A 10,937-nucleotide genomic window follows, 5' to 3' on the forward strand; every position below is an offset into this window, starting at 1 on the left:
TCTGCAAAATATGGACTTCAGAACCAGATCGATTCATCATCAACCCAATCCACCAAATCCCGGGACTAAACACGTAGTATTCTGAGCCTTGTAGCCGGTGGTCTGGCTGTTCGCGATATTATTGCTCAGACTGGTGAATGCATTGGACTGTGCAGTCAGACCGGTCGTCGCGGTCGTAAGCGCGTTAAAAATTGACATCCGCCATGCTCCGTATTGTTCCCGGCGGAAAATGCCGGGAATTCTCTGGCCTTCAGGACGGAAAGTAGATCACGCGTATCTGAATAATGTGTTTAAAACCCCGGGCCCCATTCCCGGGAATATTTTCATAATGTTACGAAACCCGCCGTCTTCATGCCTGCGCGACGGCCGTGGCAACGGCAAGACACTGGGCCGTCGCCGCGACATCATGAACACGCAGAACAGGCGATCTGAGCGCCAGAGCAGGCAGCGTGGCCGCAAGAGTCCCGGGCATACGGGCGGCAGGAGAGGGGACGGATGCCACTTCCCCGATAAACCGTTTGCGCGACACGCCAAGCAGGACCCGGCAGCCGAGGCAGGCCAGAATCGGCAGCCGCGCCAGCAGTGTCAGATTCTGCGCCGTCGTCTTGGCGAATCCGATTCCCGGATCAGTGATCACGTGTTCCCGGGCGATTCCAGCCGCTCCAGCCTTCCGGATGCGTGCCTCCAGTTCACGGACCATATCCACGGCCACATCCCCGTACTGCGTCAGGGATGACATCGTCTGAGGCGTCCCGCGCATATGCATCAGCACCACGGGACAGCCCGCCCGGGCGGCAACGGAAGCAGATTGCGGATCATGGGCCAGTGCCGTCACGTCGTTGAAAATCGCAGCCCCCGCCGCCAGCGCCCGCTCCATGACAGACGCATTGCGCGTATCCACAGACAGCGGCACCGGGCATCCATCCTCCGCCAGCGCCTGAAGAACCGGAGCCAGACGCGCCCATTCCTCCTCGGGAGACACCGGGGCGGAGTCCGGGTTCGTGCTTTCCGCGCCGAGATCCAGAATATCCGCCCCGTCACGGATCATCGCCCGCGCCGCGCTGACGGCCGCCTCCGTCGTGTCATGACGTCCGCCATCACTGAAACTGTCGGGAGTGACGTTGAGAATCCCCATGATCAGAGGCCGGTCCGGCAATCCGCATAAAGGCGGAGTGCGCGTCACCACCTCAAGGACCGGATGCCAGGCGGAGGGGATGCGATCAACCGGAACAGGCCCGGTCCGCACCGTTCCCTCGATCAGAAAAACAAGGCTGAAAGCACAAGGCCCTCCCTGGAGGGGGAGGGCACTTCCGTTGAGGCAGGCGGTGCGGGCTGCCTCACCATAAAGCAGACCCGCAGGCTCAATCAGATGATCCATCGTCAGCCGGGCTGCGGTGCGGACCCGGCAGGCGTGTTCTCCGGAGTGTTTTCCACCGGAGGCACCGAGGCACGGCGATTCTCCGGCATCGCATCGTCAACAATCGTCTTGTCGATCGGTTCGCCGCGCAGAATCTGGCGGATCTCCTCACCCGTCAGCGTCTCATGCTCCAGAAGAGCATTCGCCAGCCGGTGCAGATCGTCGATATGCTCCAGCAGGAGATTACGCGCCCGGTTATAGGCCGCATCGATCAGACCGCGGATTTCCTCGTCGATCTCACGCGCAGTGTCCTCGGACACGTTCTTGCTCTGCGTCACAGAGTGACCGAGGAACACCTCCTGACCGTTGTCACCATAGGCGACAAGGCCCAGACGCTCGCTCATTCCCCATTCCGTCACCATGCGGCGGGCCTGATCGGTCGCCATCTTGATGTCGCCCGAGGCGCCGGTGCAGACATTCTCGGCCCCGAAGATGATCTCCTCAGCCGCACGGCCGCCCATGGCGAGGTCAAGCTCGGCCAGACATTTCGCCCGGCTCTTGGAGTAGCGATCTCCCTCCGGCAGGCTCATCACCATACCAAGGGCACGACCGCGCGGAATGATCGTTGCCTTGTGCACGGGATCATTGCCCGGCGTCAGGATCGAGACCAGAGCATGGCCCGCCTCATGAAACGCCGTGTTGCGCTTCTCATCCGCACTCATGACCAGGGAACGACGCTCGGCCCCCATCAGAACCTTGTCCTTGGCCTCCTCGAACTCACGCATGGCAACAGTACGCTTGCCCTGCCGCGCCGCCAGAAGAGCGGCCTCGTTCACGAGGTTGGACAGATCGGCACCGGAGAATCCCGGCGTGCCGCGCGCGATGACTTTCGGATCGACATCAGACGCCAGAGGCACCTTGCGCATGTGGACACGCAGGATCTTCTCACGCCCGGTCACATCCGGGTTGGGCACCACGACCTGACGGTCGAAACGGCCGGGACGCAGCAGCGCAGGGTCCAGAACGTCCGGACGGTTGGTCGCGGCAATCAGGATCACGCCCTCATTGCTCTCGAATCCGTCCATCTCGACCAGCATCTGGTTGAGGGTCTGCTCACGCTCGTCATTGCCGCCGCCGAGGCCGGCTCCGCGATGACGGCCCACCGCATCGATCTCGTCGATGAAGATGATGCACGGCGCGGCCTTCTTGCCCTGCTCGAACATGTCACGGACACGGGAGGCACCCACGCCGACAAACATCTCCACGAAGTCGGAACCGGAAATCGTGAAGAACGGCACATTGGCCTCACCCGCGATCGCGCGGGCCAGCAGCGTCTTACCCGTGCCCGGAGGCCCGACCAGCAGAACGCCCTTGGGGATCTTGCCCCCCAGACGGGTGAATTTCTGCGGATCCCGCAGAAACTCCACGATCTCTTCCAGTTCGCTCTTTGCCTCGTCAATACCGGCCACGTCCGCAAAGGTCACACGGCCCTGCTTCTCCGTCAGCATCCTCGCGCGGGACTTGCCGAACCCCATGGCCCGGCCGCCGCCGCCCTGCATCTGGCGCATCATGAAAATCCACGCGCCGACGATCAGCAGGACAGGCGCCCAGTTCAGCAGATACCGCAGGAACGGATTGCCATCCGTATCAACCGGCTTCGCCTCGATCTGGATGCCCTTCTCCGTCAGGCGGGACACCAGCTCAGGATCACGCGGCGCATAGGTGTCAAACGCCGTCCCGTCCTTCAGTACGCCGGAAATGCTGTTCTCCTGAATGACGACCGAGCGGACATGATCCGTGTCCACATCGGCAATAAAATCAGAATAGGCCAGCTTCTGCACCGCATGCTGCGAAGTGCCGGGTTGAAAAATATTGAACAGGAGCAGGATCATCACGATGATCCCGACCCAGAGCGCCAGGTTACGTCCGAAATTGTTCATCACGACAGCTGTTCCATCCTGTTCCGCTCTTCCCTGCCAGCCGGCGGCCGGGTCTCCGGGCGTCATATGCTGCCCGGATTAAATCACCGTATGACCTGTAGCACAAAAGATGCCTGCCTTCTGCCTCACATGGGGTGCAAGACTGTCATTCAAAACTTTATGAACGGTATTTAACGTTCGGAAAGATCCCATAAAGCCGTCCCGGTCGCGGGAATCGCCGGGCGGAACACAAACCGTACGTCCCTCAGCGCTTCATCTGTCCGCAGATCCAGATGCGGCACGGCCACCCTGCACGCACCCGACCACAAGGCCGGCAGCGTGGCGCAGAGCAGGGCAGGCAGCCCGCACCTTTCCCTGCGCGCAAGCCCCGTCCCGGCCGCACGTATCTCCAGCCCGGGCGGGCAGGGTGTCTGCGTCCGCAGCACGAATCTGCCGTCCCACAGGGCACCGTTCCGAGCGGGACAGGCACCGGCCATCGCCGCAACCTCCCGGAACAGGAACAGCCCGGCAGGAAAACACCGCAGACACAGCCCGGCCAGCGTCGCTCCCCGCCCTGCAGAAGCTGGCCCGGCGGAGGCAAGCAGACGGTCCACCGCCTCCCGAGGCGGCGGATAGACATGCCCCCCGAGCGTGCGGATCAGCGCCGCCATCGCCGGAGGAGACGGAAGCCGCTCAAGCCGGACCCAGCCCTCAGCATAAAATGTCGCGATACAGGCCAGTTCCTCAGCCAGCCCTGCCGCATGATCCTGCCGCACGGCACCGGCCTCTCGGGCAAGCCGCAGAAGCCCGTCCCGCCGGTCCGTCCCGCAGATGTCCTGGCGGATGCGGACACGCGCCGCCGCCCGGTTCTCGTTGGAGGGGTCATCTTCCCATGAAACACCCGCTGCCCGCAGCAGATCGCGCAGCCCCGCACGGGACTCCCCCAGAAGCGGCCGTACCAGCCGTACATCCGCCCCCCAGGACACCACCGCCATCGCGGCAAGCCCGTCAGGACCGCTATGCGTCTCCTGCCTGATCACGACGGTTTCGGCCTGGTCATCCGCCTGATGACCCAGCAGCAGGCTGGTGGCCCCGGCCTCCCGGCATGCACGGAACAGCGCCTCGTAACGCGCCCGGCGAGCCCGCGCGGCAATTCCCGGACCGGGCAGAAGCCCCGAAAGCGTCAGGATGCGAGAGGGAATATTGAGCTCACCAAGACGCCGCGCCGTCAGACGCGCCTCCTCGGCGGATTCGGGCCGGAGCCCGTGATCCACGATCAGCGCCAGCAGATTGCGCCGCCAGCGCGAGGCCAGCCAGGCCAGAGCCATGCTGTCCCCCCCGCCCGAAACGGCCAGAGCCACGGGGGGACACGCAGGATCATCCCCGTTCCACAGACCGATCCGGTTTATCAGGGACCGGAATCTCCCCGTGGCAGAGGATATATCAGCAGAAAACGACTCAGCAGCCGCCACGGCTGCGGAATTTCGCGGCAGCGGAGGAAACACGCGAAGCCGGAGACGGGAATTCGGTCTTCAGCTTGTCCAGAGCCTGACAGGCCGCCTTCTTGTCCCCCAGCTCAAGCAGCGTGGCACTCACGCCCAGAAGCGCATCCGGTGCCCGCCCGCCCTTCGGCGCCAGACGATATGCGTCGAAATAGGTCAGGGCAGACTGCTTGTACTGCTTCTGCCCGGCAAGGGACTGCGCCTTGAGGAACGTGGCATCCACCTTGCCGGAGCTGCTCTTCGCCGTGCCGAGTGCCGCCTCCGCATTCTCCTGCGCAGAGGAATAGTCACGTTTGAGCAGATCCTCATTCCCCGCTTTGAGATGATCGGCTGCCGTCATCTTCGGAGTCTGCGCCGCTCCTGCCGCCGCGCCGGCCCCGGCTGCCGCACCCGCCCCGGCCGACCCGCCGCCGTTCTGCGAGGCAAAGGCCTGATCGTCGATCTTCTTGCTCAGGGCGTCATTCTGCTCTTTCTGGCGGTTGTTCAGCTCATCAAGCTCACCGCGCATCTGGCGGACCTGCTCCTCCAGACTGCTCACCCGGTCGAGAAGCTGCGTCGTCAGCTCGTTATTCGTCTCAGCCCGCGCAGGCCCCGCCGGAATCAGAGCGGCCGGAACCAGGGCAGCAGGAATGGCAACCGCCAGGCAGAGCGCAGGAAGTGCTGAAGAAACCGCTCCCGCACGGCGGGACTCAGATCTGAAAAAACGGACGAGACTCATGGGCACGTTGATCCCTGTGCGGTCGTTGCGGGAAAGAGAAGCAGGACAGACCTGTCCGGAGCGGGTCAGAGCACGGGAAAATGGCATCATGATGCCTCTCCCAACTCAGCTGTCAGATCCTCGATGAACTGCCAGGCCACACGGCCCGAACGGCTCCCGCGCGTGACGGACCAGGCATTCGCCCGCGCGCACAGCTCCTCATCACTGATCTCCAGATTCCGGACCGCGGCATAGCCCCGCACCATCTCCAGAAACACATCCTGGGCACAGGCATGAAAGCCGAGCCAGAGACCGAAGCGGTCGGACAGGGACACCTTCTCCTCCGTCGCCTCCGACGGATTGATGGCCGTCGCACGCTCGTTCTCGATCATCTCACGCGGCATCAGATGACGGCGGTTCGAGGTGGCATAGAACAGAACATTCTCCGGACGCCCGGAAATCCCCCCGTCGAGCACGGATTTAAGGGCCTTGTAATCCCTGTCCTCCTTCTCGAAGGAAAGATCATCGCAGAAAACGATAAACCGGCGCGAGGACACGCGCAGCAGCGCCAGCAGCTCGGGCAGCGTGCTCAGATCCTCCCGCTGGATCTCCAGAAGCACGATCCGGCCCCGCCCGGACGCATCACCGCCCGTCACACGGTTCGCCTCCGCATGACACGCCTTGACGAGGGAGGATTTCCCCATCCCCCGCGAGCCCCAGAGCATCGCATTATTCGCGGGCAGCCCCCGCGCGAAATGCAGCGTGTTCTCCAGAAGCTGATCCCGCTGCCCGTCAACGCCGCGCAGCAGCGACAGAGGAACTCCCGCAACCTCGGGCACCGGCCGGAGCCTGCCAGCCTCCGGCTGCCAGACAAACGCATCCGCAGCCTCCACACCCTCAAGGGAAGGCCGGGGCGGGGACAGGCGCTCAAGCGCAGAGGCAATACGTTCGAGAAGCGGCACGAGGTCAGGAGTCACGACCAGAAATCTCCGGGAGGGGCAGTATGATGCAAAGGCGGCTTCCTGAGATAATGACTTGACGCCGCCCGTCCGGAACTTATGGTCCCGCAACCCCGTTCGGCAACCCTCACCCGGAAAGAGTCCTCCACGATGCCCGATTTCCTGATCTCACAGGCCCACGCACAGTCCGCATCCGGTGCGGGCGGAATGGGCAGCGGACTGCTCGCTTTCCTGCCCTATCTCGCCATCTTCGCAGTGTTCTACTTCCTGCTGATCCTCCCGCAGCAGCGCAAGCAGAAACAGCTTAAGGACAACCTCGGAAAACTCCGCCGCGGAGACAAGGTGCTCACGGCAGGCGGTATTGTCGGACTCGTCGTCAGAGCCCAGGACGGCGCGGAGGAAGTCGAGATAGAGATCGCCCCGAACGTGCGGGTCAAAACCATCCGCAGCACGATCTCAGCCGTGCTGTCCCCCTCAGCCGAACCGGCCAACGACAGCAAGTAATCTCCCTGGGGGGCCGTCACAACAGAAAGGACAGGCCCGCCTGAGGACTGACGACGAAGACTGAGCGATCCCCGGGTCCGGAACAGATACCGCAGGAACGCTCAGTCCAGAACCACGACCAGAGGAACATGATCGGAAGGCTGCTCCTTCCCGCGCTCCTCACGATCCGGCATCGCGCTCACCAGCCGCTCGGCCAGGCGGGGAGACAGCAGCGCGTGATCAATCCTCAGCCCGATATCCCGCCGCCAGGCCCCGGCCTGATAATCCCAGAACGTCCGGATACGCTCATCCGGATGCAGTGCCCTGACCGCATCAGTCAGACCGCACCACAGCAGACGTCGCCAGGCCGCCCGGCTCTCGGGCCGCACCAGCGCATCCTCATCGGACAGCGTCCCGGGATCGAGATCATCAGTGGTCGGACATACATTGTAATCGCCCGCAAGAACGAAATCCTGCCCGGCCGCCAGCATCTCCCGCGCCCGCGCCGTCAGTGCCGAGAAAAACTCCAGCTTGGCCTCATATCCCGCCGTTCCGCCGGAATTACCGTTCGGAAGATAGAGATTGCCGAAAACAATCCCCGCCGCCTCCACCTCGACATACCGCGCCGGCGGCTCCGGATCGTTCAGACCGGGTAGGGCGCGATGCCGGACCTCAGCGGGAATGCGCGCAAGCGTCGCCACCCCGTTATAGCTCTTCTGCCCGACAACAACGGCCTCATATCCGGCATCCCGGAAAGCCTGAGCGGGGAACAGCCCCGTCTCGCACTTGATTTCCTGCAGCATCAGCAGATCAGGCTGCTCGCGCGCAAGCCAGTCCAGAACATGGCCCTGACGCTGCCGGACGGAATTGACGTTCCAGGTCGCGAATTTCACGCCCGTCAGCCGGCCAGGGAAAAGCTGGTGCCGCACCCGCAGGCCGAGGCCGCGTTGGGATTGTTCACCACGAAATGCGCGCCCATCAGCTTGTCAGTATAATCCAGCTCGCCGCCACCCAGAAGATCCAGGCTGGCCGGATCCACCACGACCCGCACGCCCCCGGCCTCAAACAGATGATCATCATCCGCAATGTCGGAATCGAGACGGAATTCATACTGAAATCCGTTACAGCCCCCGGCAGATACCGCCACGCGCAGCGCAGGCGCGGGATCTCCCTTAGAGGCAATGATCTCCCCGATCCTTCGGGCAGCGCGTTCGGAAATACAGAAGGATGCTGAATCGGTCATAAAACGGAAGATAGGCAAACCGCGCGCCGATTTAAAGAAGCTTATGCCGCATGATCCGAAGGGGCAGAGCAGGGAAAACCGCTGAAGGCGGCGCCCTGCCTCTCCGGAGGCGCGGCCGCACGGCGCAGCCTCGCCTGGCGCACGTCAAAAAGTGATGCCCGCTCCTGCCCGCGCGCGGCAAGACCCGCCCGCAGGGCCGGATCGCGGATCAGCCGGTCCAGCGCCTCGACAAGCCCGTCCGGCTCCGTCAGCAGCGCCGCATCCCCCGTCACCTCGGGAATACCGCCCCGGGAAGAGGCCACGACTGCCGCCCCGCAGGCCATGGCCTCCAGAACCACAAGCCCGAACGGCTCGGACCAGCGCCCGGGTGCCACAAAAATCGCACTGCGCGCCATGGCCTGCAGCACCTCGTCATGCGGCCTGTAGCCTTCAAGAGTGATCCCGGCCGCCGCCGCCTCAGGCCGCAATGCCTGCAGAAAAGGCGTGTCAGGCGAGTTCATGCCAAAACGATCCGCACCGATCATCACGGCCCGCCACCCGGGATGCTGCGGCAGAACACGGGCACAGGCTCGGACGAAAAGATCGGCCCCCTTATCCGCAACCATGCGCCCGGCAAACAGAATGACCCTGTCCCGCGCCCCTTGCGGCATCACATCCGGAAGCGCCGCAATATCAATACAGTTAGGCAGGACACACACATCCGCCGCATATCGCAGCGGCAGACCGGACAGAAACCGCTCCCGCACCCAGCCGGATACGGCAGCAATACTCACATGCCGCAGAAGGTCGGCCCGCGCCCGCGGCGTGCGCGCAAAGCGCAGGGCCTGCGGGTCATTATGCAGCACCAGCCGGATCGGAAGATCAGGAAACAGACGACGCAGGATCAGCGCCAGCTCAGGCCTGTTGTGAATCTCGGCCAGACGCGGACGGAACCGGCGCAGCAGCGCCGCCACACCCCCGGCATAGCGCGCATCGGCAAAGCGGACGCACAGGGACGGAGAAGACAGGACACCGCGCCAGACATCAGCCGGAAGAACCGGCAGCACTGCCGCCTCAAACCGGCAGGACTGAAATGGCGTCCCCTGCGGCTGCCGTCCGATAACGATCTCGTCCGCAGCAGCCAGACGCTGAACCAGCAGCGAGATGGCCCCCGCCTCTCCCGGAGCAAAACGCTCCCGCGGAGGCAGGATCGTGACGACAGGTCCGGAAATCACGTCAGTCCACGGACTCATATCGGTCCAGACGCCAGCTCTCCGGCTCCGCTGCCGCCGCCTCATACCAGGCTTCGACAAGCGTGTGCTCCCGCACCGCCTGCATATAGTCCCGCGCGACAGGCCCGGTCTCGATGCCATAACTCAGAAAACGGCTGACAACCGGTGCATAAAAGGCATCGGTATTGCCAAAGGCCGCCCCGAACAGGAAAGGACCCTCGCTGCCGAAGCGGGCACGCGTCTGCGTCCAGAGCGCCTCGACCCGCGCAATATCCCCCAGCAGTTCCTCAGACGGGGGCGTGGCACGCGGCCGTGCGATGCGCCCCAGATTCATGGGCAGATCCCGGCGCAGGGCCTGGAAGCCCGAATGCATCTCCGCACATACGCTGCGCGCCACCGCGCGGGCCTTGCGGTCCTCAGGCCACAGATCCACCGAAAGCTCGGCACAGTACTCGGCAATCGCAAGGCTGTCCCAGATCAGGGTCTCCTGATGCCGCAGGGCCGGAACCCTGGCCGCGGGCGAGAAGGACTCAATAAGGCCCGCCGTCTCATCCTGACCCAGAGGCACAACCTCCTCATTAACGGTCAGACCGGCCAGCCGCACGCTCAGCCAGCCGCGCAGCGACCAGGAGGAATAGCGCTTCGTACCGATGAGTAACGTACCTTCAGCCATCACGACCATCTTTCAGTTGCATCGGCCCTCCGCAGGACAGCCGGGATACAAGGCTTGTCCGCGGGACAGCGGATCGTCAAGTGAGTGTATCCCCGCGTGAACGGATCGCAGGGGCGGGAAGTTCTGGACCCGGCGGATAATATTCTGCACAAGACCTCCTGCCCGGAAAAAAGGGCCTGAAAACGACAGCGGGAGAGCAGAGATATGTCCGGGATCGATCTGAAGAAGTTTATCCGGGAAATTCCTGATTTCCCCAAGCCCGGCATCCTGTTTTACGATATCTCGACCCTGATGCGGAACGCGGACGCCTGGCAGATGGCCACCGCCAGAATGGCACACGCCGTCGCCCCCTGGCAGCCCGATCAGCTGGCCGCTATCGAATCACGCGGCTTCCTCACCGCCGCCCCGCTGGCAACACGGCTGGGTTGCGGTATCATCATGCTCCGCAAACCGGGCAAGCTGCCAGGTGAGACAATCTCCCACAGCTACGATCTGGAATACGGCTCAGACAGCCTGCACATCCAGTCCGATGCGGTAAAACCCGGACAGCGCGTCGTGGTGACGGACGACCTGCTCGCCACCGGAGGCACGCTCGCCGCCTCCATCGATCTGCTGCGCAAGGCCGGAGCCGATGTCGTCGGCGCCTCCGTCATGGTGGAACTGACAGGCCTCGGCGGCCGCAATCGCCTCGACGTCCCCGTACACTCCCTCCTGACTTACGCGGAATAAAGCCCGGGCAGAACCACCCGGAACACCACCCTCACGATCGGATCCGCACGCCCCCGATCACGACGATGCAGGGCGACAATATTCCTGCCTAGCAGCCTGTCGGGTTGGGGTACTCTGTGAAGTGGTGATGTTGTAAGGTGGTGAGATGAGCAGCTTCATCCCGT

At 63.6% G+C, this 10,937-nt stretch carries 11 protein-coding genes and 1 pseudogene; 2 read left to right on the top strand and 10 right to left on the bottom strand.

The features are described from left to right. Positions 1–99 precede the first annotated feature (99 nt). The 6 genes and pseudogenes from LOC54_RS09695 to LOC54_RS09720 all read right to left on the bottom strand — a co-directional run. Positions 100–198: pseudogene (locus LOC54_RS09695) on the bottom strand (hypothetical protein); the annotation flags it as partial. A 151-nt stretch (positions 199–349) separates the two neighbouring features. Then, complete coding sequence (gene folP, locus LOC54_RS09700) at positions 350–1,378, bottom strand: dihydropteroate synthase (RefSeq protein WP_279313613.1); 1,029 nt, start codon at positions 1,376–1,378, stop codon at positions 350–352. A gap of 2 nt (positions 1,379–1,380) precedes the next feature. Further along, positions 1,381–3,297 carry an ATP-dependent zinc metalloprotease FtsH gene (gene ftsH / locus LOC54_RS09705; RefSeq protein WP_279313622.1) on the bottom strand — a complete coding sequence of 639 codons (1,917 nt, stop codon included), beginning with the start codon at positions 3,295–3,297 and terminating at the stop codon, positions 1,381–1,383. Between the two features lie 170 nt (positions 3,298–3,467). Continuing rightward, positions 3,468–4,637, bottom strand: a complete 1,170-nt coding sequence (gene tilS / locus LOC54_RS09710; protein WP_279313614.1) for a tRNA lysidine(34) synthetase TilS — start codon at positions 4,635–4,637, stop codon at positions 3,468–3,470. A 97-nt stretch (positions 4,638–4,734) separates the two neighbouring features. Further along, positions 4,735–5,586 (bottom strand): hypothetical protein, encoded by an 852-nt coding sequence (locus LOC54_RS09715; protein ID WP_279313615.1) that lies wholly within the window; start codon positions 5,584–5,586, stop codon positions 4,735–4,737. Further along, complete coding sequence (locus tag LOC54_RS09720; protein ID WP_279313616.1) at positions 5,583–6,452, bottom strand: ATP-binding protein; 870 nt, start codon at positions 6,450–6,452, stop codon at positions 5,583–5,585. The genes LOC54_RS09715 and LOC54_RS09720 overlap by 4 nt, the downstream gene beginning before the upstream one ends. Before the next feature lie 132 nt (positions 6,453–6,584). On the opposite strand from LOC54_RS09720, the gene yajC reads away from it, so the two are divergent. Beyond that, positions 6,585–6,938 (top strand): preprotein translocase subunit YajC, encoded by a 354-nt coding sequence (gene yajC / locus LOC54_RS09725; protein WP_279313623.1) that lies wholly within the window; start codon positions 6,585–6,587, stop codon positions 6,936–6,938. A gap of 101 nt (positions 6,939–7,039) precedes the next feature. Here yajC and LOC54_RS09730 read toward each other — a convergent pair whose 3' ends face one another. The 4 genes from LOC54_RS09730 to LOC54_RS09745 are packed head-to-tail and all read right to left on the bottom strand — an operon-like array spanning position 7,040 to position 10,044. Further along, positions 7,040–7,810, bottom strand: a complete 771-nt coding sequence (locus LOC54_RS09730; RefSeq protein WP_279313617.1) for an exodeoxyribonuclease III — start codon at positions 7,808–7,810, stop codon at positions 7,040–7,042. Positions 7,811–7,815: 5 nt separating this feature from the next. Further along, positions 7,816–8,160 carry an iron-sulfur cluster insertion protein ErpA gene (gene erpA, locus LOC54_RS09735; RefSeq protein WP_279313618.1) on the bottom strand — a complete coding sequence of 115 codons (345 nt, stop codon included), beginning with the start codon at positions 8,158–8,160 and terminating at the stop codon, positions 7,816–7,818. A gap of 41 nt (positions 8,161–8,201) precedes the next feature. Next, positions 8,202–9,392 (bottom strand): glycosyltransferase family 4 protein, encoded by a 1,191-nt coding sequence (locus LOC54_RS09740; RefSeq protein WP_279313619.1) that lies wholly within the window; start codon positions 9,390–9,392, stop codon positions 8,202–8,204. Further along, positions 9,376–10,044: a glutathione S-transferase family protein gene (locus tag LOC54_RS09745; RefSeq protein WP_279313620.1), complete on the bottom strand. Its 669-nt coding sequence runs from the start codon at positions 10,042–10,044 to the stop codon at positions 9,376–9,378. Before LOC54_RS09745 ends, LOC54_RS09740 begins: the two co-directional genes overlap by 17 nt. A 204-nt stretch (positions 10,045–10,248) precedes the next feature. Between LOC54_RS09745 and LOC54_RS09750 the strand changes: the two genes are divergently transcribed. After that, positions 10,249–10,773: an adenine phosphoribosyltransferase gene (locus LOC54_RS09750; protein WP_279313621.1), complete on the top strand. Its 525-nt coding sequence runs from the start codon at positions 10,249–10,251 to the stop codon at positions 10,771–10,773. Positions 10,774–10,937: the final 164 nt, after the last annotated feature.

The organism is Acetobacter sp. AN02 (assembly GCF_029759835.1).
Classification (GTDB): domain Bacteria; phylum Pseudomonadota; class Alphaproteobacteria; order Acetobacterales; family Acetobacteraceae; genus Acetobacter.